This is a genomic window from Porphyromonas sp. COT-108 OH2963, assembly GCF_000768895.1.
Taxonomy (GTDB): Bacteria; Bacteroidota; Bacteroidia; order Bacteroidales; family Porphyromonadaceae; genus Porphyromonas_A; species Porphyromonas_A canoris.
In genome coordinates this window covers 440035-462800 of the sequence record NZ_JRAP01000008.1, presented here as the reverse complement: position 1 = coordinate 462800, position 22766 = coordinate 440035, and the positions used below count along the sequence as shown (strand labels likewise).

General features: G+C 46.4%; 21 protein-coding genes. 11 read left to right on the top strand and 10 right to left on the bottom strand.

Annotated features, from left to right (window positions below):
* Positions 1 to 4 precede the first annotated feature (4 nt).
* Complete coding sequence (locus HQ39_RS05600; protein ID WP_036864418.1) at positions 5 to 1135, top strand: hypothetical protein; 1131 nt, start codon at positions 5 to 7, stop codon at positions 1133 to 1135.
* Positions 1136 to 1212: 77 nt separating this feature from the next.
* Here HQ39_RS05600 and HQ39_RS05595 read toward each other — a convergent pair whose 3' ends face one another.
* From HQ39_RS05595 to HQ39_RS05570, 6 genes are all read right to left on the bottom strand, one after another.
* Positions 1213 to 2229 (bottom strand): beta-ketoacyl-ACP synthase III, encoded by a 1017-nt coding sequence (locus HQ39_RS05595; protein WP_036864415.1) that lies wholly within the window; start codon positions 2227 to 2229, stop codon positions 1213 to 1215.
* A 144-nt stretch (positions 2230 to 2373) separates the two neighbouring features.
* Positions 2374 to 2559, bottom strand: a complete 186-nt coding sequence (gene rpmF, locus HQ39_RS09415; protein ID WP_081964552.1) for a 50S ribosomal protein L32 — start codon at positions 2557 to 2559, stop codon at positions 2374 to 2376.
* Between the two features lie 60 nt (positions 2560 to 2619).
* Positions 2620 to 3105, bottom strand: coding sequence for a YceD family protein (locus HQ39_RS05590; protein WP_036790938.1), 486 nt, complete (start codon positions 3103 to 3105; stop codon positions 2620 to 2622).
* Between the two features lie 699 nt (positions 3106 to 3804).
* Positions 3805 to 4971: a glycosyltransferase family 4 protein gene (locus tag HQ39_RS05580; protein WP_052079466.1), complete on the bottom strand. Its 1167-nt coding sequence runs from the start codon at positions 4969 to 4971 to the stop codon at positions 3805 to 3807.
* Positions 4972 to 5114: 143 nt separating this feature from the next.
* Positions 5115 to 6179 (bottom strand): PspC domain-containing protein, encoded by a 1065-nt coding sequence (locus tag HQ39_RS05575; protein WP_036790941.1) that lies wholly within the window; start codon positions 6177 to 6179, stop codon positions 5115 to 5117.
* Positions 6180 to 6185: 6 nt separating this feature from the next.
* Entirely contained in the window at positions 6186 to 6548 is a 363-nt protein-coding gene (locus tag HQ39_RS05570) for a PadR family transcriptional regulator (RefSeq protein ID WP_036790944.1), read from the bottom strand.
* A 155-nt stretch (positions 6549 to 6703) separates the two neighbouring features.
* On the opposite strand from HQ39_RS05570, the gene HQ39_RS05565 reads away from it, so the two are divergent.
* From HQ39_RS05565 to pdxB, 4 genes are read left to right on the top strand one after another with little or no spacing between them, the layout of a single operon-like run.
* Positions 6704 to 7942: a M16 family metallopeptidase gene (locus HQ39_RS05565; protein WP_036790946.1), complete on the top strand. Its 1239-nt coding sequence runs from the start codon at positions 6704 to 6706 to the stop codon at positions 7940 to 7942.
* A gap of 5 nt (positions 7943 to 7947) precedes the next feature.
* Positions 7948 to 8979 carry a M28 family peptidase gene (locus tag HQ39_RS05560; protein WP_036864412.1) on the top strand — a complete coding sequence of 344 codons (1032 nt, stop codon included), beginning with the start codon at positions 7948 to 7950 and terminating at the stop codon, positions 8977 to 8979.
* Between the two features lie 12 nt (positions 8980 to 8991).
* Positions 8992 to 9414 carry a SufE family protein gene (locus HQ39_RS05555; RefSeq protein ID WP_036864409.1) on the top strand — a complete coding sequence of 141 codons (423 nt, stop codon included), beginning with the start codon at positions 8992 to 8994 and terminating at the stop codon, positions 9412 to 9414.
* Between the two features lie 23 nt (positions 9415 to 9437).
* The gene (gene pdxB, locus HQ39_RS05550; protein WP_036864590.1) at positions 9438 to 10568 is read left to right on the top strand and encodes a 4-phosphoerythronate dehydrogenase PdxB; all 1131 of its coding nucleotides are present in this window, start codon (positions 9438 to 9440) and stop codon (positions 10566 to 10568) included.
* Positions 10569 to 10762: 194 nt separating this feature from the next.
* On the opposite strand, the gene HQ39_RS09225 is transcribed toward pdxB, so the two are convergent.
* The 4 genes from HQ39_RS09225 to HQ39_RS09220 form a co-directional block, all read right to left on the bottom strand.
* Positions 10763 to 11440: a porin family protein gene (locus tag HQ39_RS09225; protein ID WP_052079464.1), complete on the bottom strand. Its 678-nt coding sequence runs from the start codon at positions 11438 to 11440 to the stop codon at positions 10763 to 10765.
* Between the two features lie 47 nt (positions 11441 to 11487).
* Complete coding sequence (locus HQ39_RS05540) at positions 11488 to 12936, bottom strand: InlB B-repeat-containing protein (protein ID WP_036864407.1); 1449 nt, start codon at positions 12934 to 12936, stop codon at positions 11488 to 11490.
* A 145-nt stretch (positions 12937 to 13081) separates the two neighbouring features.
* Positions 13082 to 14563 carry an InlB B-repeat-containing protein gene (locus tag HQ39_RS05535; protein WP_036864404.1) on the bottom strand — a complete coding sequence of 494 codons (1482 nt, stop codon included), beginning with the start codon at positions 14561 to 14563 and terminating at the stop codon, positions 13082 to 13084.
* Between the two features lie 23 nt (positions 14564 to 14586).
* Positions 14587 to 16260 carry a leucine-rich repeat protein gene (locus HQ39_RS09220; protein ID WP_052079463.1) on the bottom strand — a complete coding sequence of 558 codons (1674 nt, stop codon included), beginning with the start codon at positions 16258 to 16260 and terminating at the stop codon, positions 14587 to 14589.
* A gap of 171 nt (positions 16261 to 16431) precedes the next feature.
* Here HQ39_RS09220 and HQ39_RS05525 point away from each other — a divergent pair, with 171 nt between their 5' ends.
* The 6 genes from HQ39_RS05525 to HQ39_RS05500 all read left to right on the top strand — a co-directional run bounded on the left by HQ39_RS05525 (position 16432) and on the right by HQ39_RS05500 (position 22758).
* Complete coding sequence (locus HQ39_RS05525) at positions 16432 to 18345, top strand: sensor histidine kinase (RefSeq protein WP_036864403.1); 1914 nt, start codon at positions 16432 to 16434, stop codon at positions 18343 to 18345.
* A complete protein-coding gene (locus HQ39_RS05520; RefSeq protein ID WP_036790960.1) occupies positions 18342 to 18953 on the top strand; it encodes a response regulator transcription factor in 612 nt (203 codons plus the stop codon). Before HQ39_RS05525 ends, HQ39_RS05520 begins: the two co-directional genes overlap by 4 nt.
* 117 nt (positions 18954 to 19070) lie before the next feature.
* Entirely contained in the window at positions 19071 to 20030 is a 960-nt protein-coding gene (locus HQ39_RS09215; protein ID WP_052079462.1) for a lipopolysaccharide kinase InaA family protein, read from the top strand.
* Positions 20020 to 20835 (top strand): glycosyltransferase family 2 protein, encoded by an 816-nt coding sequence (locus HQ39_RS05510; RefSeq protein ID WP_036864402.1) that lies wholly within the window; start codon positions 20020 to 20022, stop codon positions 20833 to 20835. The genes HQ39_RS09215 and HQ39_RS05510 overlap by 11 nt, the downstream gene beginning before the upstream one ends.
* 7 nt (positions 20836 to 20842) lie before the next feature.
* On the top strand, positions 20843 to 21655 hold the full coding sequence (locus HQ39_RS05505; RefSeq protein WP_036864400.1) for a glycosyltransferase family 2 protein: 813 nt from the start codon (positions 20843 to 20845) through the stop codon (positions 21653 to 21655).
* A gap of 14 nt (positions 21656 to 21669) precedes the next feature.
* Positions 21670 to 22758: a chorismate-binding protein gene (locus HQ39_RS05500; protein WP_036864398.1), complete on the top strand. Its 1089-nt coding sequence runs from the start codon at positions 21670 to 21672 to the stop codon at positions 22756 to 22758.
* Positions 22759 to 22766 lie beyond the last annotated feature (8 nt).

Sequence of the window (22766 nt, the reverse complement as noted above, 5' to 3'; positions counted from 1 at the left end):
ATTCATGAGCAAAATAGAGATAAGAGAAGCCCGAACAAGGGAAGATATGAAAGCCTTTGTGGCTTTTCCCAGAAAGCTCTACAAAGGCAATCCATACTTTGTTCCCCAGATCGAGTCGGAAGAATTGGTTACGCTCGACAGCAAGAAGAACCCGGCATTTCAGTTTTGCGATGTGATCTATTTTCTTGCCTACAAAGACGGAGAAGTTGCGGGGCGTATAGCCGGTATCATCAATTATAAATCCAATGAGGTTTGGAACCAGTCCTATGCACGTTTTGGCTGGGTTGATTTCATTGATGATCCGGAAGTCTCTTCCGCTCTGTTTCATGCCGTAGAAGCGTGGAGTCGTAAACAGGGAATGGAGATCATCCACGGCCCTATGGGCTTTTCAGATTTGGATCATCAAGGGCTTCTTGTTCACGGTTTCGATCAGCTTGGAACCATTGCAACTATCTACAACTATCCCTACTATCCCAAGCAGATAGAGGCATTGGGATACCAGAAAGATCAAGACTGGAAAGAGTATAAGATATACGTCCCCAAAGAGATTCCCGAAAAGCATTTGCGTATAGCAGATCTTGTACAGCAAAAATATAATCTGAAAGTGCGGAAGTTCTCATCCGTAAAGGAGATTATGCCATACATAAAGAGTATCTTCTATACTCTCAATAAAGCCTACGCGCATCTGTACGGATTTTCCGAGCTTTCTACGGAACAGATAGAGTTCTATGTCAAAACATATCTTCCGATGTTGCGGATAGAGTTGGTTACGGTTATTACTCAGGAACCGGACGATAAGGTTATAGGTTTTGCCATCTCTCTTCCGAACCTTAGTCGTGCCATACAGAAAGCCAAAGGGAAGCTCTATCCTGTGGGTATTTTACACCTGCTGAAGGCTTTGAAATCACGCCCAAAAGTGGTCGATCTTTACCTCATCGGAATCTTGCCGGAGTATCAAAACAAAGGGATCAATGCTCTCATCTTCCGAGATCTTATCCCTATTTTCCAAAGGCTTGGGGTGGAATATTGTGAAAGTAACCCTGAACTGGAAAGCAATCAGGCTGTTCAGATGCAGTGGAACTACTTCGAGCGTGTACATCACAAGACAAGAAGGGCGTACATTAAAGAGCTGTAGTCTCGAATACAATAAAAAAAGAAGAGATACTCCAACCGAGTATCTCTTCTTTTTTTATGTCTTGGAAGGAAGAACCGTTACTTCTTGTCGTAGTCGTATGCCCAGACGATGTAGGAAGAGCCCCAGGTAAATCCTGCACCGAAAGCTGTAAGAACCAGTTTATCTCCCTTCTTTAGATCTTTTTCCCATTCCCATAAGCAGATCGGAATAGTAGCGGAGCTTGTGTTGCCGAACTTGTGAATGTTGATCATCACTTTCTCTTCAAGCTGCTCTTTAGAGAAGCCCATTCTTCTTGCCACAGCGTCTATGATGCGCATATTAGCCTGATGAGGAACCACCCATTTAATGTCATCGGCAGAGAGGTTGTTGCGTTCCATAAGCTCCAGAGTGGTATCTCCCATGGAAGATACAGCGGCTTTGAACACGGTCTGTCCGTCTTGGAACACATAGTGCTCTCTGTTTTCCACGGTGTCTGTCGTAGGACGCTGGATAGATCCGCCTGCCTTGATTGTAAGGTGAGGAAGTCCTGTCCCGTCTGTACGTATGATAGAGTCTTGCAGTCCATACTCCGGAGCGCAAGGTTCTATCAGAGCACAGCCTGCTCCATCCCCGAATAGAGGAGCGGTGGCACGGTCTTGCGGGTCTATGATGGCGGACATCTTTTCCGTACATACCACAAGTACTTTCTTGTATCGACCGCTCATGATAAAGCCCGATGCGATTTCAAGACCATAGAGGAAGCCGGGGCATGCTGCGCAGATATCGAATGCGAATGCGTTGGTACAGCCTGTTTCCAGAGCCACACGGCTGGATGTATTGGGTATCGGATAGTCCGGGGAGTTGGTCGAAAGTACGATAGCCTCTATCTCTTTAGGGTCTATGCTGTGTCTTTCAAGCATATCTTTTACGGCTTGAATTGCCATATATGAAGAACCGAGCTGTGGATCTTCCAGTTTACGTCTTTCTTTGATACCGACACGGGTCATGATCCACTCGTCCGATGTATCCACCATTTGGGCGATATCATCGTTGGTAACTATTTTGTCGGGAACATATCCGCCTACTGCAGTAATGGCTGCGTGAATTCTGTTCATGTTATTAGTGTTTGGTACATAGTGTAAAAAGAAAGCACTAAGCTACTCAATCTTTTCGAGAAAAAGAACAGATAGCTTAGTGCTTTGGCGGTCGACTTCTATTTATGTCTCAGAATGTCTCCCATTGCCTACCTCTAAAGAGGGTTATAGGTTTTCGCCTTTTTCGATAGCGATACGACCTCTGTAGTATCCACATTCACCGCAGATGGTGTGATATCTATGCCATGCGCCACAGTTTGGACACTTAGCAATTGTAGGTACTACTGCGTGATCATGTGATCTACGCTTGGCTGTTCTAGCCTTCGACTGTCTTCGTTTAGGATGTGCCATAGTCTATTATTTTTATTTGTTCATTAGTTCCAAAAGCCTAAAGACACTCCGTCCGGAGTATCACTCTTCATCCTCTTCCCATTCGTCGGCATCCTCCTCCGCTTCTTCAGAGCCGGCAAGATACTTTAGCATCTCCGGATTGCACTCGTCGATAGGGTGCTTGCAGGTAAAAGGCAGAGAAAAGAGAACAAGTTCGTACATGATCTCCGAGAGATCAAGCGTACCTTCTCTTTCCGGAATAATGATAAGGTCATCGCCGTTATCCAAATATTCGTCTCCGTACTTTACCACAAGCTCAGACACAGAATCTACATCCACAGTGAGTGGAGCGGTACAGCGATGACAAGCCACAGACACTGTGCCTTGAAAATCAAGCTCCAACTCAAACGTTCCGCCCGCTCCGTGAGCAACGTGAACTATTGCCATGACATCTCCATCCAGGATTTCATCACTCTCCTGCCTCTTCCAAAAGCCCGAATCCAGGGGAAACTCAAAGGTCTCTTCGTCTTGTTTGATGCTCTTAAAAGAGATGGTATATGCGTTCATCCTGTGCCTTGAGGTGTATAAATCTCTGCAAAGGTACAACTTTTTCGTTGTTTGGCAATGTGTCCGTTCAGATTTGTCCGGAAGAGCCTGTCCGAACACCTTTTTTGCCAGGGAGCTTTTATATAAAAATCGGACTCTCTCTTCTCCTTCGCTTGGAGGGCCTTTCTGCCCCGATTTTTGCTTTTGGAATTCCAAATATTCTCATAAATATCTAACGAACAGTCTGATATAAATTCTTCGCATTTTCGAAAAAAATTTTTTCTCAGTCCGTTTCATGGGCTCTTTTCGCGTTAATTGGTGTGAATTTTAACGCCTCGATCTGTAAACGTTTCCTAATAAAGAAATTCTCCTTTTCAGGGGCTTTTTAGGACGAAGATGTGTAGGTGTTTGATTCTTAGCACCTTAATGTTTTTGGCTAAATGCTTTAATTGAAATCGGTAAACGTATTAAATGAAATCGGTAAACGTGTTCATTGAAAAATTAAACACGTTAAGCCGACAAAATATACTGCTTTATCGTTTTGGGTAAATAGGTGTCGGAAATTGTGTTAATAAATCGGGGTGAATTTAACAGTTCGGTCGTGCTCCGGAAACGACCCCTCCGACCAAAATAGAGAGACCGAAAAAAGTGGGCATTTTTCGGGATGGAATATATAAAAATGCCCTTTCTCAGAGGTCTGAAAAAGGGCCCTTTTTTATCCTATTGTTGTTGGAGCGTTCGGTAGAGTTCGGTCAGCTGAACCGCTGTATGCTCCGGCAAGAACTTCTTGCTCCACTCTTCTCCTTCCGCAATCATCTTTTCTCTCAGCTCTTCATCCTCCAAAGCCCTGTCCATAAGCTGTGCAAGATCATCGGCATTCTTAGGATCGCAGTAGAGCGAATGCGGTCCGCCTGCCTCTTCCAAGCAGCTGCCGGTGGCAGCTATCACCGGTATCCGGCTGCAAAGAGCCTCCAATACCGGAATACCGAAGCCTTCATAGAGGGAGGGATAGACAAACAGAGAAGCCCCTTGATACATGGCAGGCAGATCCTGAGAGGGCACTCCTTCGAGGAATATCAGGCGATGTTCCACACCGAGACGGTGTGCTATCTGTTTCACTTTATAGGCATACTTGGTCTCTCTGCCTACGATGACCAGCGGGATGATGCTGTTCTTCATCTTGCTGAGAGCCTCCACGATGAGCCCCGCATTCTTTCTCTCCTCCACCGTGCCTACGGTCAGGATGTATTCCGAAGGCAGAAGGTACTCACCGGTAACCTTGTCTATCTGAAACGGTGTCAGCCTTTTCCTGAAGATTCCGGCGCATCCCTGATAGATGACGCTTATCTTATTTTCGGGGATTTTATAGATTTCTATGAGATCTCTTTTGGTGCATTCGCTTACGGCGATGATGTGTGTGGCTTCCCGGCAAGAGCGTTCGTACTTGTGTCTGTACAGCTTTACATCAACGGGGGAGTAGAACTGTGGGAATCGCTCGTATATCAAGTCGTGCATCGTAACCACGGACGGGACATCCAGTGTGGTAATATCCGATGGCAGCTCATTGGACAGACCATGGTAGATGGTCATGCCCTTGCCTCGAAGTTGAGGCAGTGCCCCTTTGTTTCTCCAATAGGCTTGGAAGTAGGGCATTCTGTTGAAGATGCTGCTTGGAGGCAGTACCAGCTTCACTTGCGAGTAGGCAAGCAGACTCTCGTACAGCTCCTTCTTGCCCACTTCGGCAGTCGAAAGGAGTTGCGTAACCTCCGGAGCATATCTCGCAAGAGTTTCTACGATGTATCTGCTATAATTACCTAAACCGGTCTGATTCTTTACGATGCGCTTGGCATCGAAGCCTACCACTATGGCGGAATTCTCTTTACTCATGGGATGATCTCGTTTGAAGCAAAGGTAAGAAAACTATTACGTTCGGAAAAACAAAGAGGTTAGAAATCGGAACTCTACAAATCTCTAATCCAAACAGAGCCCGACTTCTAACCTCTTCTCTGAAGAAGTTTATGTTTAGTGTATTAGAAAACCCAGCTTAGGAATATGAACCATAGCACTATCAGTATGGTTTTGGTGTATATATTCCACTTTTCGGTGCGCAGAATAAGCCCCGTGGGTACCACCGAAAGTGCAAAGAAGAACACCATTACAAGCAGGATGAGGAGGATGATCGGTATAAGGATGAACACTCCGAATGTTCCGGCAAATGTCGGTAGCACGTTATCTACAAGGTGATTGAATGTATTGCCCATATAGAAGTAGCTGCCAAACATGTGTGTCTTGTACAGAAGGAACGGAAGAGCTATCAGCAGGATGGCTCCGACGGCTACCATTGCCGTGATAAGGATGGTGCGCTTCTGCTTGTTCTCTACCGGGAGTATTCTGTCTGCCTCCTCTTTCAGACGATTGAAGCTTCCGGGAATCGGCGAGGAGCCGCTTCTCTCTTCTCCCAAGCCGGATGAGCTTGCGGATGAAGATACTTTCTGCCAGATGGTATTGGCTGTAACCTCTTCTCCTTCCATCTCAAGAAGTTCGGCGATGCTCTTCGCTTCGTTGATGTAGAACCATACGGCAACGTACAGCACTATGATGTAGTAACTCATCGGAGTGAGCAACAGCAGGAGGGTAATAAGGCGAAGGAAGAGCGGATCTATCTTAAAGTACGAACCGAGTCCGCCAAGCACACCGCCGAACCACCTGTTGGTCGGATGGCGATAGTAGGTCTTTCTCCGCTGACGAGGACGAGACTTCGGAGGTAAAGGGGGGAGAGGAGGTGTTTCACTGCCCGGCTTCTTCTCCTGTTGCGCTTCACTCTCCGGATCGCTATGGATGATCTCATCCACGCTACCCACTCTCTCTATGACGCTTTTAATATCCTCCATGGTGAGCACATACACTCCTTGGCGGGTGTGTTCCTCAAAAAGCTCGGCAATGTGTTCTTCTATGTCTGCCACTATCTCCCCCGAAGGATCACTTTTGGCGAAGTGAGCCTCAAGGTTACGGATGTAGCTATCCAGCAGGTTATACGCATCGTTCTCTATCTGAAACGAACGCTTGGCAATGCTTACTGTTTCGGTCTTTTTCATCGTCTGTTACTCAGAAATAGGAGGGTTATTAAGTTCTATGCTTTTAGCCGCAAGGCCGTCTACCGCTTTACGTATCTCTTCCCATGCAGGATGCAGTTCGTTCAGAAACTCCTGCCCTTTGGGGGTGAGTCTGTAATATTTTCGAGGGGGGCCCTGAGTGCTCTCAATCCAAACGTAGGATAGCAATCCATCGTTTTTTAATCTCGTCAGAAGCGGATAGAGAGTACCTTCCACCACTATCAGCTCCGTAGCTTTCAGCTGGGTTATAATGTCGTTGCTGTAAGCCTCTTTCTGGCTTACGATGAGCAGGATACAGTACTCCAGTATCCCTTTTCTCATTTGCGACTTTACATTTTCTACTGCTAGCATATCTTTTGTCTGTTCTTGGTATTTCACTGCAAAGATAATACAAATTTGGTATTGTGCAATACAAACTACCTTTATTCCTTAAAATAAATTCCCCGAACAGCTTCGGATACACCTCTGCAACGGTACGTATGAAAAAGAATTTGTAACTTCCCACGATGAAAATAGAGCACTACACACTCAGTAACGGTATCAGAGTGGTTTTTCTTCCCACCAAAGGAGCCGTGACATACGCCGGTATGGGCATCCGATCCGGTACACGGCACGAGACGGAAGGTATAGAAGGCATCGCTCACTTCGTTGAACACATGCTGTTTAAGGGCACTACCGGGCGAAAGGCATGGCATATACTCAACAGGATGGAAGCCATTGGCGGAGAGCTCAATGCCTTTACCACGAAAGAGGATACATTTATATACACCATTGCGCCTAAGGGTGAGATCGGACGTTCAATGGAGTTGATCGGCGATATATGCTTTCGTTCCACATTCCCCGTACACGAACTGGAGAGGGAGCGAACCGTGGTGATGGACGAGATCAACGTCTATAAAGACACGCCCGGAGAGCAGATCTTCGACGACTTTGAGGCGCTTCTTTTTCCCGGTCATCCGTTAGGCAGAAGGATTCTTGGCACTAAAGAGTCGCTTCTGAAGATGACAAGAGAGGATTGTGTCCGCTATGTCCGGGACAACTTTACCCCCGACAGAATGCTCTTTTTCTGTATGGGACCCACCAACCTGAAGCGTATCATAGAGCTGGGAGAGCGTCATTTCGATCCTTTTGCATCCCTTTCCGAGATCTCTTCGCAGGCTCCTCAAAAGCTCCTTACCTCTTCTCTGCACGAGGTGGAGCGCGGTTCTTATCAGAGTCATGTGGTTCTTGGCGGCATGGGTCCCGATATGTACGACAAAGAGAGGCAGTCTGCCTCTGTCCTGATGAACATCCTTGGCGGTCCGGGCATGAACAGCCGTCTGAATGTGGCTCTTCGGGAGAAGCGCGGATGGGTCTACAACGTGGAGGCATCCCTTACCGGGCTTAGCGATGCAGGCTATTGGCAGATCTATTTCGGTTGCGATCCCGGCTATCGCAAGCGTGCATTGAATCTGGTACACCGGATTTTGGATGAGTTGATGCAGAATAAGCTCTCTCCGGCAAGGCTTCAAGCGGCTCTTAAACAGACAGCCGGACAGCTCTCCATAAGTGCAGAGCAGACAGAGCAGACCTTTCTGTCTCTCGGGAAGTTGTCGCTCTACGACAAAGAGTTTGAACCTTTGGAGGTGATTATAGACAAGATCCGCGCCATCACTGCCGAGCAGATTCAAGCGGCGGCACAGCGGATGTTTGATAAGAATAACCGGTTGGCGTTGGTCTACAACGGCTCCGAACAGACAGAATAGATAAGATGAACAGATTGCTTACACTCTTGTTTTCCGTGGCGGTATGCTCTTTGGGGATATGCGCCTCCTGCGACAGCAAGAGCAACAATTCCCAACAGGAAGACAACACAGAGGCTTCCGCCTCCCAGACTCCCATGGCTGTGGAAACTCCTTTCCGTGCAGACAGCGCCTATATGCACATCGAACGTCAGGTCTCATTCGGACCGAGAGTGCCTAACAGTGCGGGACACGCACGCTGCGCAGACTATCTCGTGGAGACCCTTGAGCGTTACGGATTTGCCGTGACAAGGCAGCGCGCAGACCTCAAAGCCTACGACGGCACGCTGCTTAAAGCACAAAACATCATCGCGGAGTATATGCCCGAAAGAGCCAAGCGCATCCTGCTCTTCGCTCACTGGGATACACGCCCCATTGCAGACCATGACAAAGACTCAAGCAAACGCCATCTCCCGATAGACGGAGCCGATGACGGAGCAAGCGGAGTAGGGGTCTTGCTGGAGCTGGCACGCAATATCTCGGAGAACGGATTTGCCAACTACGGCATAGACATCATATTCATGGATGCCGAAGACTATGGTGTACCGGATGGCGTTATGGAGACCGGAGAGAGCAGCAGCTGGGCTTTGGGATCTCAATATTGGTCTTCCAACCCCCACAAGAAAGGGTACAGTGCCGAGTTTGGTATCCTGCTCGACATGGTCGGATCCAAGAACGCAAAGTTTCACAGAGAGTTCTACTCGCAGGAGAATGCCGGACGGCTCACCTCCATGATCTGGTCCAAAGCCGCCTCTTTAGGCTACGGCAACTATTTTATAAACAAAATGGGAGGTCCCATCATGGATGACCATGTCTTCGTAATGCTTGGGCTGGGTATTCCGTGCGTGGACATCATCAATTACGACCCCAATACCGAGAAGGGTTTTGGGCACTACTGGCACACCCACAACGATAATATGGAGGTCATCGACCGCAATACGCTCCAAGCCGTAGGCAATGTGGTGTGGGAAGTGCTTCGGGACAAAGAAAACGGCAAATAGCATACATCATATATGAGTACTATCAATCAGAAGCAAGACGAGCTTATAGAAGAATTTTCACTTTTTGACGACTGGATGGACAAATATGCTCTCATCATAGAGATGGGGAATGATCTCCCTCCTATGGACGAGAGCCTTAAGATACCGCAATACCTTATAGAGGGATGCCAGAGCAGGGTATGGATCGCTCCCGAAACGATGCCCGACGGCACTATTCACTATCACGCCTCAAGCGATGCCGTGATAGTCAAAGGCATTGTATCCATGCTGCTCAAAGTGTTGGACGGGGAGAAAGCGGAAGATATTGCCAAGGCAGATCTCTACTTTGTCGATCGTATCGGACTCTACCAACACCTCTCTCCCACACGGAGCAACGGTCTCTCTGCCATGCTCAAGCAGATGAGGCTGCACGCCATAGCCGAAGCCGCAAAGTAAAGACCCCTGTTATGTCCGGACGCATAAAGATTTTGGCAGAAAGCTCCGTGCCTTACCTTCGCGGGGTATTGGAGCATCTTGGGGAGGTTACTTATCTCCCCTCTTCGGAGTTTACCCCCGAAACGGTAGGGGATAAAGATTGGCTCATCATCCGGAGCATCACGAAGTGCACCGCCGCACTCCTTGAAGGCAGCAGCGTGAAGCTCATCACAACGGCGACAATCGGCTTCGACCACATCGACACAGCCTACTGCGATGTCAATGGTATAGCTTGGCGCAACTCCCCCGGCTGTAATGCCAACGCCGTGGCACACTTTCTATCTTCCGCTCTGGCACTCTATGCGCTCCACTCCGGATACAGCCTCCGGGGAAAGACTATCGGTATCATCGGAGTGGGACACGTGGGCTCTCTCATAGCGAAGTACGCCGAAGCATTGGGTATGAAGGTTCTTCTCAATGACCCCCCACGGGCAGAAAAAGAGGGCGGTGCGGATTTTGTGGAGATTGCACAGATATATGGCGAAGCGGATATTATCTCTTTTCATACGCCACTGACCAAAGAGGGAAGATATGCCACTTATCACCTCTTCGACTCTTCTGCCCTGCCGCTTCTTAAGAGAAAGCCCATCATCATCAATGCCTGCCGTGGAGCGGTAACCGAAACGGAAGCACTGCTGGAGGGAATCCGCACGGGGCAGATCTCCAACGTGATAATAGACTGCTGGGAAAACGAGCCGAACATCTCCGACAGGCTGTTGGCAGAAACTCTCATTGCCACTCCTCATGTCGCCGGATTCAGTGCAGACGGTAAGTGCAACGGTGCCGTCGCCTGCGTGAAAAACGGATGCGACTTCTTCGGAATAGAGGGTTCGCACCTGATAGAGCAGATGACGCCTCCCCCTCCTGCAGACCCAAACATCACATTGGATGCCTCCGACCCGGATGCGATACTGCATGCCCTCCTCCGCACACTCGACCTCACGGAGATAGACAGCCGGATGAGGGAGAAGCGGATGCCGTTCGAGCAGCAGCGCAAGGAGTATTTCTACCCTCGCGAACCGCATGCCTACACCGTTGTAAGCAGAGAGATGTCGGCAGATGTGGAAGAGAAGTTGCGCTTGATAGGCTTTAAGACTCTTTCCGAACCTGTTTGAAAGTTCTGCTGAACAGATTTATTTTCTCCTCTATCCATATTAAGAAACAGAAACCGGGGCTTGGTTGGTACCAATCAAGCCCCGATTTTTTAGAGACAAAGCACGACTTCCGCCAATCGTGCCTTGATTTCAAAAACTATACACGGATAGAGTATCTTTTAATACCGTTCAACACCATTTGTAAACGCTTCGGATCAGAACAGGTAACCCACACTGATGGAGAAATTTTGCAGGCTCACTGTTCCTCCCGAAACGATAAACTTTTTCCCATTAACCTCTGTCGTCCCGATCTCTCCTCCCAGTCCGACAATGATCTTATCGTTATTCGTATAGAATCCAACCCTTAGCCCGGCATCGAATCTGTTCAGGAATTGATCTCCGAAAGTGTTTTTATTGACAGGTGTTTCCGATATGGAGTATTTGCCTGCCACGCCATAAGCGAAATAGAGTCCGAGTCGAGGCTCCAGGTTCCACCCTCCCAAAGTGAAAGCGTATCCTGCTTCCAAAGGGAGTTGCAGGTAACCTGCCCGAACCGTAAGCACACTGCTGCTGCCCGTAATGCCTGCGGAAAATCCTTTCAAGCTCATCTCCAGTCCGGAGTGAAGACGCCACTTGGGATTGAAGGCATAGGCAACGGAGACCCCAGCCAATGCTCCCACTACACTTTTACTCTCCAAGCTCCCTCCTTCGGACTTCTCAAAGCTGAGCTGTGAAAAGTTTATGCCCCCTTTCACGCCCCATTGAATCCGTTTGGTAGAGCTCCATCCACCGGACTGTGCATAGATACCACCGAGTCCGATCATCACGCATACCACTGCCGTGAGCACTCTGCGTGTGAGAGCAGCAGGCAATGATGTTTTTCCTTTTTTCATAATTATGTTCTGTTTTTATCCCATCTGTGGGAGAGGTTAAACAACAATCACTTCACAAATACACTGTGCAGATAAGCTGCGGGCCAAGGCTGTTTTTCTCCATCTATCCAGATGCCGTCATTGCTGACCGCATACACTTTTCCGGCGTACACATATACAGAGCGCACCAACGCACTTCCCAAGGTGCTTACCACCGTTCCGTTCTTCCAGACCGTCCCTTTAGGACCATAGCCGGAAGCATAGAGATCGTTGCCGGAAACAAATATGGAGTAGATGCCACCCTGCTTGCCCCAGACGAAAGGTACATTATTTTTCCATATCAGAGGCTTTCCTGTATCTATCGGTTTATCCTGATAGATAGCCGCTCCACCTATATAGATGTCGTTTCCCGATACAAACACGGAGTAAGCATCCGTCTTTTTGCTTCCATCGGGAGATGCAAGATCCATCCTTGTACCGTTTTTCCAAAGCACGCCACCGCCATAGTCTCCCACGACATAGACATCCGTTCCGGAGACAAATACGGATCGGGCTTCGGGTTCTGCCGAAGGATTGTCCTCAAGGGTCTGCATCTTCCCATTCTTCCACAGCACTGCACGTTGGTAAGTGCTCTGATAGTTGGGACGCTTTGCCACTTCGTACCCAGCGACATATACGTCTCCATTGGTGATGAAGAGCCCTTCAGAAAAAGCCATGATGCCTTTACGCTCCATCTTTTTAGAGTCTGTCTCGAATGTTCCACCGGGTAGAGGAGATTTTATTTTCATGACATAGAGATCTTTATATCTCGTTCCGCCATAATTCTCACCTCTGTTCCCTGTAACGTATATATCCCCATCGTAAACGAAAACAGAGGATTTGATGGTCGCATCCGGAGCGTAACTTCCAAGGTTGAAATCCTTCCCGTTTTTGAGCAAGACCAGTCTGCCGTCATAATCTTTTCCCACAGCCAGTACGGAATAGGCAACACTCACACTGCACGTTGCGCTTTTGTTGCCTGAGGTTGCAGTGATTACCGCCGAACCTTCTCCTGTTGCCGTAATCACGCCATCCGCATCTACCTTGGCAACCTCCTTATTGGAGCTGCTCCAGGACACCGCTCCCTTATTCCCGCTTACGGATAGACGCTCTCGGTCTGTTGTACGTAGCGTCAGCGTTGTCTTGTCTATGACGAGATCTTCATCCGGAGACTCCTCTTGCCATTTAGCCTTTAGAGTAATGTCTTTGGTAACGGGAGTTTGGAAGTCATAAGCATTCGTCCCATCCAAAGACCAAGCAACAAACAGAAAGTTTTGCTTGGTCGGCGCAGGAGAAGGCACGGTTGCCGTCTTCCCTTTTTCCACTCTCTGAGCAGGAGGAACAGGCGTACCGCCATCCGCATTAAAGGTTACGGTGTAGTAGGTCTTCACATCTTCTCCCGGATCGTTTTTGCTCTTGCAGGAGGTAAAGCATATCAGTACAATGCCCAACAGGGTTATGAAGTGTATATTTTTCATCTTTGTTTTCATGTTTATCGTTTCAGCACCTAAACTTGTGAGAAGTTTCATTTTTAGAATTGCTATAAACCGCCCCAAAAAGATTTTACTCTCTCGAAGAGATAAACTCTCTCGGTGATGGTTGTTTTAGTATTTCTTCTGCCTTTTATTCCTTTATGAAAATGTGACGAGCAACTGAAGAGGAGTTACCTAATATGGTCTTTGTTCCATTTTTCCACATTACGGCACGAGTCTGATCCTCTCTTATATCGGATTCATATCCTGCCACGTAAATATCTTTTTCCGATACAGCAACAGAAGATGCCTTTGCCTTGTATCCCAGCTTGGTTATCTTATTGTTTTCCCAAAGGATAGCATAAAATTCACTAACGCCTTTTCTCGCCTCTCCCACAATATAGACATCACCTCCGGAGACAGATACAGACCTTGCAACGAGATGGTCAAAATCTCCCTTCGGAAGCTGAACGGGCACACTGTTTTTCCATAAAATTGCTTGAGGAGAACCGGAGGTTTCTTCTCCTACAACATAGACATCTTTCCCCGAAACGTAAACAGAATGGGCTCTTGCAGCGGTCTTGCCGTCCGATAATTCTACGAGTTGGTCATTTTTCCAAAGCACGGCTATATCTTTTTTGCCACTACTCGATAATAAATAACCAGCTGCGTAAACATCGTTTCCCGAAACAAAGACCGATCTTGCCTTTCCATTATAATTGCTCTTGCTTGGTAACTTTATCTGTTTATGATTTTTCCACAGACAAGGATCATCATTGGCATCTCCTGCTACATAAATATCTTCTCCCGAAACGAATACGGAGTAAGCACGGGAGTATAGCGGATAGCTTTTGCTCTGATCATCTTCGTAAAACATGGCAGAGTAATACTTCCCGGAACGTATCCCTACCGAGTAAACTTTCTGCGCTCCTACAAAAACGGAAGTACCACGCGTAACATTATCTTCCGGGAAGCGTTTGAATACGTTACCATCTTTCCAAATGGTTGCAACAAGCCCGTTCGCCTCTGTACGATCTGTGCCTGCAACATAAACTCCAGGTGCTGTCGGATTGGGCTGAGGTGCTTTCGCTTTCCATTTTGCATGGAGTGTCAAATCGCTTGTAACACCACTGACATTGTACGGAAAGGTGATTTTATTGATGAGTGAAGCCTCTCTATACCAACCCTCAAAGGTATGACCATCTTTTGTCGGAGGGTTTGGCTCTGTTAGTGTTCCTCCTTTGAGGACTTGCGTAGGGTGATTATCGTTTGCTGTCCATGTGCCTCCATTGAGTTCCCAAGCCACCTGCCAATACTCTGCAATACTCTCCTCTTGCCATTTAGCCTTTAGAGTGATGTCTTTGGTAACGGGAGTTTGGAAGTCGTAAGCATTAGTGCCGTCCAAAGACCATGCGATAAACAGAAAGTTTTGCTTGGTTGGGACAGGAGAAGGCACTGTTGCCGTTTTTCCTTTTTCCACTCTCTGGGCAGGAGGAACAGGCGTACCGCCATCCGCATCAAAGGTTACAGTGTAGTAGTTCTTTACATCCCCTCCCGAATTGTTCTTGTTCTTGCAGGAGGTAAAGCATATCAGTACAATGCCCAACAGGGCTATGATGTGAATTTGTTTCATGTCTGTATCTACATTTTTATGTATTAGTCCGTATTTGCAACTATTTTATTGGCGTACTTTTTCCACCCTTCTGCTTTCTTATAAGTCTCCACGCTGGATGCAGGAACCTTGATACTCTTTAGAGATACAGGATAAGAGTCCAGTGCCGAGTATCCTAAAGATGGAGGTGTGGTAGGTCTCATGATGAGGATTTCCACCTTTGTGTTGTTAAATGCATAGTCTTCGATATACTTTACTTTAGAAGGGATCTCTACTTCTTTTCCTTTGTTTTTTATCATATAACAGCCTCTAAAAGCCATTTTGCCTATTCTTTCCAATTCCGATGGGAGCTTTATTTCACTAAGAGATTCGCAATCGAGGAAGGCTTCTTCTCCGATAATTGTGATCCCATCAGGGAATTGTAGCGTCTGCAATATCTCGCAACCTCTGAAGGCTCCTTTGTCTATTTGTTTTATACTTTGAGGCAGTGTGACGTGTTGGAGGTAAGGACAGTCCCAAAAGGCGTACCTGCCCACTTTATTAACTCCCTCTTTTATGATAATCGAAGTCAAAGATTGGCAACGTTCAAAACTACTATCCTCCCAGACCGATATAGTACTCGGAATAGTGATAGACGAAATGCTTTTACAATATGAGAAGGCTCGTGCTCCAATGACTCTTAATCCTTCCGGAAGTGAGACCTCTTCGAGTTCGACACACTCCTCAAAAGCATAGCTATGAATCTCTTTTAAACTATTTGGGACTAGGACATTTTTTAGAGAAGTACACTTGGTAAAAGCATACTTGCCAATGTTTTTGAGAGTATTGGGAAGCTTTATCGAAACAAGGGTTTTACAGTCAATGAATACACCGTACGTTATGATAACAGGTCTGCCGGTAGCTCCTTTCTCCTTCTTTTCTTGATAACCATCGGGAATTATCTCTCCTAAGCAGGGAGCCAAGCTCAGATCTACATATTTATTTTGCTTTGTGATGGAGAGTCCCAAGTCTCCCCAGTTGTTCCCATTATCAAGGTTAATAGTTTTCAATCCTACTTTATATGGATTTTGGATTGTATTTGCTGTCTGCTTGTCAAGCCAAGCCTTCATTGCAGAAATGGAGGTAAACATTTTGTAGCCGGATGGATCTTCATCTCCGCCTTCATTTTCTTCCCATTTTGCATAGAGCGTGAAGTCGCTTGTAACACCACTGACGTTGTACGGGAAGGTGATTTTATTGATGAGTGAAGCCTCTCTGTACCAACCCTCAAAGGTATGACCTTCTTTTGTTGGAGGGTTTGGCTCTACGAGTATCCCTCCTTTGGGGACTTGCGTAGGGTGATTATCGTTTTCTGTCCATGCGCCTCCATTCAGCTCCCAAGCCACTTGCCAATACTCTGCAATACTCTCCTCTTGCCATTTAGCCTTTAGAGTGATGTCTTTGGTAACGGGAGTTTGGAAATCGTAAGCATTAGTGCCGTCCAAAGACCAAGCCATAAACAGGAAGTTTTGCTTGGTCGGAGCAGGAGAGGGAACAGTAGCAGTTTTTCCTTTTTCCACTTTCTGTGCAGGAGGAACAGGTGTACCGCCATCTGCATCAAAGGTTACAGTATAGTAGGTCTTCACATCTCCTCCCGGATTGTTTTTGCTTTTACAGGAGGAGAGTGCCGTTAGTAGTAATATCAGCCCGCAAAGAGGTAGAAGGTAAGTTGTTTTCATAGTGGGATGTTGCTTTGTTAGTATTCACGAAAGTATCTCTTTGTCTTCTGTTTTTATACCCCATTTGTAGGACTTTTTGCTGTAATATTTTAATTCTCTTGCCTTTGTAGTATGTTTCATGAGCAGATTTCGCTACTTTCGCAGTAGAATCAATGGAATGTTCCTGCCTGTATGAAAAGAGTCTTTATCCTGATTTTTGTATCGCTTATCTTTTCTCCCGTATCTCTGTCCGGGCAAAGCCGGTATGCGGATTCTCTATTGAATATTATCGAAAAGGGAGGGTTGTCTGCCAAAGAAGAGGCAAGTCTTTATGCTGATATTACCGAATCTTTTTCCGGACATGATATGCACAACACCTATAAGTATGGAACAAAAGGTCTGAAGCAGGCTAAGAAGTGTGGGGATAAAGAGCTGCTGTTTCGTTTCTACAATTATATAGGGTCTACTTATACTTATCGTTGTCTGTACGATACAGCCAAAATCTATCTCGATTTACAGCTCGAAGCAGCAAAAGCCTCAGACAACTTAAAACTTATACAGAAGGGCTATCAGGCAGTAGGCAATTTTTATGCCCGTCAAGGGCTGTTCATCCCTGCAATAGAGGGCTATCTGAATGTTTTGAAGCATTTTGACGGAGATGAGAGTAGCAGAGACTACATCATAGCTCACGGCAATATAGGAGAGTGTTACCGCAGATTGGGAAACTACAAACAGGCTTTGGGGTATCTGGAAAAGGAGGGCAGGCTGGCAGAGCAGTATAACAATATATCCGGAATGAAACAGTCGTATCGGGAGTTGGGATATGTACATCTTGCTCTGGGCGATGCAGATAAGGCTCTGGAATATATGCAGAAAGTAAAGTATGGAGATACGTGTGCTGCTCCGGTATTTGAAGCAGATATGAATGAAGCACTCATCAAAGTATATCTACTCAAGAAAGAGTATGACAAAGCACTGAAATGTGCCGATGAGTGCCTTAATGCCGCAAACTGTTTGGGAGATCCTTATATCTATACATTGGCTTGGAACTCTTACGCGAATATCTTTCGGGAGCAAAAGCGTTATACAGAGTGTTATGACGCAGCACTGAACGCATGGCAGATAGACTCGCTCTCTCCCGATACTGCTCCCATAACGGCGTTTAATATAGCGTATGCCTCTGCTATGCTTGGCAGGGAAAATGAGGCAGCTTACTTCTTTCGGAAGTATGAACAGATGATGGAAGAGTGTTCCGAAAGAAACTATCAGGAGGCTCTTTCTCGCTTGGAAACTCTTTATGAAACAGAGAAGAAGCAGCAACAGATTGCGGCTTTAGAGAAAGAGAGGGAGCTTTATGTCATACTCGGTATTTCAGGATTGCTTGTATTGTCATTGATATTAGGTGTGCTCTTCTATCGGCATCTTCTCTCCCGTCAGAAGCGCAGGTTTGCAGAGCAACAAGTGAAACAACTCAAACAGGAAAAGCAATTGGTCGCTTCTCTGGCTCTCCTTGACGGAGAGAATGCAGAGCGTTCCCGATTGTCGCAAGACCTGCATGACGGATTGGGTAGTATAATTTCTGTTATTCGCTTGCACCTCCACAGCATCAAGAGCGATGCTTCCATGACGAAGTCGGATATTGAACACTTCACCAAAGTGAAGCAGATGCTTGATGAGTTTGTGGAGGAGCTTCGCAGGGTTGCACACAATATGATGCCGGAATGTCTTGCCAGAGAGGGGATAAAGACAGCATTGGAGGATTTTTGTCGATCTGTTCCGACCGTCCGTTTTCAGTTTTTAGGAGAAAACCCTCGCTTGGACAGTCGTCTTGAAGTATTGATATACAGGTGTGCTTACGAACTGGTAAACAATGCCATAAAGCATGCAAAAGCATCTCATATAAATGTCCAACTGACGGTAGATAACCACTTGGTCTCACTCTCCGTACAGGATGACGGCGTCGGATTTGACCCTAATACCATTCGTTATGGAGCAGGATTGACCAATATGCAGAACCGAATATCTGCTTATAACGGCAGGATCAATCTGTACACATCCGCCAACAGAGGAACAGAAGTAACGATAGAAATAGAGCTTACACCATGATAAAAGTACACATTGCAGATGATCACAAAATGTTGGTGGAGGGGTTGCGTTTGGCTATAAACGAGTCTGAAGTCGCAGAAGTAAGCGGTGTCTCTTTTTCCCTGAACGAATGTAGAAAAATGCTCACGCAGGCTCTTCCGGATGTCTTACTCCTTGATATATCCATGCCGGACGGTAACGGAATAGAGTTTTGCAGTGAAATCCATGAGAGCTATCCCGGAGTGAAGATCTTGATACTTACCTCTCATGATGAATATACAATGGTTAACAGGGCAATGTCGGCAGGAGCATCCGGATATATACTAAAGAATGCGCTCTCGGAGGAAGTGATAAAAGGCATAGAGACAGTGCTTTCGGGCGAGATCTTTTTAAGTCATCAGATAGATCTTTTAGTTAAGAAATGCACCGGTGATACAGTTTGGCTTACGGCTCGTGAACAGGAACTCCTCTGTCATATCGTAAACGGACTGACCAATCAAGAGATTGCGGAGCAGATGTATCTTAGTGTAGAGACCATAAAGACCTATCGCAAGAATCTGATACAGAAGCTTGGAGCACGCAACTCAATGGATTTGGTCAGAATTGCCATACAGGATAAATGGATATAGTGTCGTAGCTCCTCCCTTAAACATAATAATGAGATCGGGCTGTGTACCCGAATACCTCTTGGCTCTCTTCGGATAACGAGATAAAGTGTCGATAATAATCTCTAAATTTGTACGAGGATGAAAGAGCAAAGACATACTTGCCGATCGAAGAGAGTCTTCTTTCCGGAGTATCCCGATATGGGGAAGCTGTTGGAAGGGATGGAGCCTCTCCGGCATGGATATACAATTTATGACGAGCGCAATAAGCTGGTGGAATACTCTTTCTCCAATATTCTCTCCGATAAGGTCCTGGTCAAATATTTCAAGAAGACAGGCTTTGTTCGGGGACTTTTTTATGTCTTGCTTGGTAGTTCTAAGGCAAAAAGATCTTTCTTGAATACTCTGCATCTTAACAGATTGGGCATATACGCTCCCACTCCCTACGGATATATTGAAGAGTACAAGTGTGGCGCTCTTTATAGAAGCCTGTATGCCTGCGAGATGTTATCCGGATACGATACTGTTCGTGCACTGACAGCCGGAGAGGTAAAAGGTGATGAAAAGCTCTTTTCTGCTTTGGTGGCGTTTGTCTCTTCACTTCACAAGAAAGGTGTTTATAATAGAGATTTATCTCCCGGTAATATTCTGTACAGGGTAGAAGAGAGTGGAGAGATATGCTTTGCTCTGGTAGATGTAAACAGGATGGCTTTTCGCCCTCTCTCTCCTAAGGAACGATGGGAGAATCTGGGCAAACTCTGCTATCCGATAGATATGAGCCGGAGGCTGGCGTCTGCCTATGCAAAAGAGATGGGAGAAGACGAAAGCGAAGTGGCTCGCTACCTTCTCCAAGCCGGTGACAGGTTCTTCGCGGGAAAGTGTTTCAAAGCTATTTTCCGTGAAGAGAAGAGACGAGGAAACTTTTGGTCCGGACTTTTTCGAGTGCTAACCATTCTTTTCTCTCGAAAGATCCGGGATTTCAGGCGTGGCGGTATATGGGAAAAGCTATTTTCTATTGAGAAAAAGCTGATGAAACCATACTACTACGAGATGGATTATAGAAACAACTTAAAACAAGAGTATATACAACATGAGACCTAAAAGCGTAGCTGTACTGATCTCTACATATAACTGGCCCAGAGCATTAGAGCTGGCATTGGAAGGGCTATTCAAGCAAACCCGTTTGCCGGATGAGATTATCATCGCAGATGATGGTTCCGGAGAGGAGACCCAAAAGGTTATCAAACGAATGAAAGAACAGGTCCCAAAGGGTGTCTATCTAAAGCATGTCTGGCATGAGGATCTCGGTTTTCGGAGATCTATGATACTGAATAGAGGAATTGCAGTAGCAGAGTCCGACTACATTATAGAGCTGGATGGCGATTGTATTCCTGAGAAACATTTTGTGGCGGATCACCTTAATGTTGCAAGAAAGAAAGCGTATGTCGCCGGAAGTAGAGTGAAAATGGATCCCGAAGCATCCCGAGTCATCCAAGAGAAAGGGTTGCAAAATGTCAATCCCAAAAAGTTTACCAATGCCGCGAATGCTTGGCGCATTCCTTTTGCACAGAATATTCTTGCTCCCTATTACAAGCAGAATAAAATTTTTGCAGTAAGAGGATGTAATCTTGCATTTTGGAGAGAGGATCTTCTGGCAGTGAATGGCTATGACGACAGCTACGTTGGTTGGGGACATGAAGATATAGACTTGGTCAGCCGACTAAAAAACATGGGTGTGCGAAGACGCTTTCTGAAAGCCGGCGGAGTGATATATCATCTGTATCATAAGGAAGAAGACAGAAGCAGAGACTCACTGAACAAACAGAAAGCTCTGGATGTTATCGCTTCCGGAAAGATACGTACCGAAAACGGTGTGGACAAATACATTAACTCTCAAAAAGATTAAGTGTGGTATGCAACCCCGAAGTGTCGCCATTCTACTCTCTACTTATAACTGGCATAGAGCCTTGGAGCTGGTTTTGGAAGCTCTTTTCCGACAGACACGTCTGCCGGATGAGATTATAATTGCAGATGATGGCTCCGGCGAGGAGACCCTGCAAACTATAAATAGAATGAGAGAAAAAGCACCCAAAGAGGTGGAGATCAAGCACGTTTGGCACGAAGATCTCGGCTTCCGTAAGGCTATGATATTGAATAAAGCAATAGCAGTTATGAAGTCCGATTATATTATAGAGCTGGACGGAGACTGCATTCCTGAAAGACACTTTGTGTCAGATCATCTGAATGTTGCTCGTGAAGGAGCTTATGTAGCCGGAAGCAGGGTCAAGCTATCGCAGGAAGCCTCTACCATCATTCAAGAAAAAGGATTGAAGAAAGCACCTCCGAGAAGATATACAAGCTCCGCAAATGCTTGGCGTATTCCTTTCCTTCAAAATCTGTTTGCTCCTTATTATAAGCAGAAGAGGATTTCAGCCGTAAAAGGATGCAATCTTGCTTTTTGGCGAAAAGATATCATAGCCATAAACGGATACGATGACAGCTATATCGGTTGGGGGCATGAAGATATTGATTTGGTGTACAGACTGACCAATATGGGTATCCGCCGAAGATTTCTAAAGGTGGGAGGTGTTGTGTTTCACCTCTATCATAAAGAGGAGGATAAGAGTTTGGATATTCTGAATGGTGAGAAAGCCTCGGACGTCATCAAGAATAAAAAGATACGTGCCACTGACGGACTGGACAAGTACCTTCCCAAAGCAGATTAGAAGCCGGCAAGAGGATGCAACCTTTGGAGATACAATATATAGAGTCGCTACTTCAGGAAGTTGAGAGAAATGGTGATGCCGTGGCTCTTTTCCGCTATCCGAACGAGGCTGTTTTGCATATCGTTCGGTGCAGAGAGGCGAGCATTCTCTCTTTTGCCGATGTTTCACGTGTGGAAATATCGGATAGAGGAGCTTTTGTCTTTGCGTCTTATGCTCCTTCCGAAAGCAATCCTCTTTTTCTTTTACCTCCGGAGGAAGAGTTTGAAATCCTTTGTCCTTCTAACGAATCAACCTTCTCAAAACATCATTTTGATCCGAACAGATACGGGAATAGAGCCGAATATGAGAGATATTCGGAGATATTTGGAAAGTTTCACCAAGCTGTATCGGAGGGCACTTTTGATAAACTTGTCCTGACACGCAGCCATACCGGAAAGTTTGAGCAAGGTTATTCTTCGCTTTCTCTTTTCATGAGAATGTTGGAGAGCTATCCCGATGCTTTTGTCTCTCTTGTCTACCTTCCGCAGGAGGGATATTGGCTCACTGCCACGCCCGAACTCCTGCTTGCCGGGTCTCAAAAGGAATGGAAGACTGTCTCTCTCGCAGGAACAAGACCGATAGAGAGCAGCGAAAGCTGGAGCCGAAAGAACAGAAACGAACAGATGATGGTTACCGACTTTATCTCCGATACACTTAGCCGTTTGGGCTGCAATGTCTTGCAGCAAGAGACGGAAGGACATAAAGCAGGGCAGATAGAACATCTGAAGACAGAGATAATATTCACATCTCCCCGTAACATATCGGTCAAGACTCTCTTGTCCGAGCTCCATCCCACACCGGCTGTTTGTGGTTTCCCTCGATCGGAAGCACGCTCTTTCATAGAGCAGACCGAGCATCACTCACGAAGATTCTACTCCGGCTTCTTGGGCTTTATTGCTCCGGAAGGGGAGGAGAGCCGCATCTACGTTAATCTTCGTTGTGTACGCTGTGTGGGAGACAGCTATACGCTCTATGCCGGAGGAGGGATCATGCCGGAGTCCGAGCTTGCATCCGAGTGGGAGGAGAGCTGTTTCAAGATGCACACGATAGGGGCACTTATATAATACCGAAC

What these genes read in the sequence shown, in the direction of transcription:
- HQ39_RS05600 (WP_036864418.1), top strand. Translation starts at nt 5, where the DNA reads ATGAGCAAAATAGAGATAAGAGAAGCCCGAACAAGGGAAGATATGAAA.
- HQ39_RS05595 (WP_036864415.1), bottom strand. Translation starts at nt 2,229, where the DNA reads ATGAACAGAATTCACGCAGCCATTACTGCAGTAGGCGGATATGTTCCC.
- rpmF (WP_081964552.1), bottom strand. Translation starts at nt 2,559, where the DNA reads ATGGCACATCCTAAACGAAGACAGTCGAAGGCTAGAACAGCCAAGCGT.
- HQ39_RS05590 (WP_036790938.1), bottom strand. Translation starts at nt 3,105, where the DNA reads ATGAACGCATATACCATCTCTTTTAAGAGCATCAAACAAGACGAAGAG.
- HQ39_RS05580 (WP_052079466.1), bottom strand. Translation starts at nt 4,971, where the DNA reads ATGAGTAAAGAGAATTCCGCCATAGTGGTAGGCTTCGATGCCAAGCGC.
- HQ39_RS05575 (WP_036790941.1), bottom strand. Translation starts at nt 6,179, where the DNA reads ATGAAAAAGACCGAAACAGTAAGCATTGCCAAGCGTTCGTTTCAGATA.
- HQ39_RS05570 (WP_036790944.1), bottom strand. Translation starts at nt 6,548, where the DNA reads ATGCTAGCAGTAGAAAATGTAAAGTCGCAAATGAGAAAAGGGATACTG.
- HQ39_RS05565 (WP_036790946.1), top strand. Translation starts at nt 6,704, where the DNA reads ATGAAAATAGAGCACTACACACTCAGTAACGGTATCAGAGTGGTTTTT.
- HQ39_RS05560 (WP_036864412.1), top strand. Translation starts at nt 7,948, where the DNA reads ATGAACAGATTGCTTACACTCTTGTTTTCCGTGGCGGTATGCTCTTTG.
- HQ39_RS05555 (WP_036864409.1), top strand. Translation starts at nt 8,992, where the DNA reads ATGAGTACTATCAATCAGAAGCAAGACGAGCTTATAGAAGAATTTTCA.
- HQ39_RS09225 (WP_052079464.1), bottom strand. Translation starts at nt 11,440, where the DNA reads ATGAAAAAAGGAAAAACATCATTGCCTGCTGCTCTCACACGCAGAGTG.
- HQ39_RS05540 (WP_036864407.1), bottom strand. Translation starts at nt 12,936, where the DNA reads ATGAAAAATATACACTTCATAACCCTGTTGGGCATTGTACTGATATGC.
- HQ39_RS05535 (WP_036864404.1), bottom strand. Translation starts at nt 14,563, where the DNA reads ATGAAACAAATTCACATCATAGCCCTGTTGGGCATTGTACTGATATGC.
- HQ39_RS09220 (WP_052079463.1), bottom strand. Translation starts at nt 16,260, where the DNA reads ATGAAAACAACTTACCTTCTACCTCTTTGCGGGCTGATATTACTACTA.
- HQ39_RS05525 (WP_036864403.1), top strand. Translation starts at nt 16,432, where the DNA reads ATGAAAAGAGTCTTTATCCTGATTTTTGTATCGCTTATCTTTTCTCCC.
- HQ39_RS05520 (WP_036790960.1), top strand. Translation starts at nt 18,342, where the DNA reads ATGATAAAAGTACACATTGCAGATGATCACAAAATGTTGGTGGAGGGG.
- HQ39_RS09215 (WP_052079462.1), top strand. Translation starts at nt 19,071, where the DNA reads ATGAAAGAGCAAAGACATACTTGCCGATCGAAGAGAGTCTTCTTTCCG.
- HQ39_RS05510 (WP_036864402.1), top strand. Translation starts at nt 20,020, where the DNA reads ATGAGACCTAAAAGCGTAGCTGTACTGATCTCTACATATAACTGGCCC.
- HQ39_RS05505 (WP_036864400.1), top strand. Translation starts at nt 20,843, where the DNA reads ATGCAACCCCGAAGTGTCGCCATTCTACTCTCTACTTATAACTGGCAT.
- HQ39_RS05500 (WP_036864398.1), top strand. Translation starts at nt 21,670, where the DNA reads ATGCAACCTTTGGAGATACAATATATAGAGTCGCTACTTCAGGAAGTT.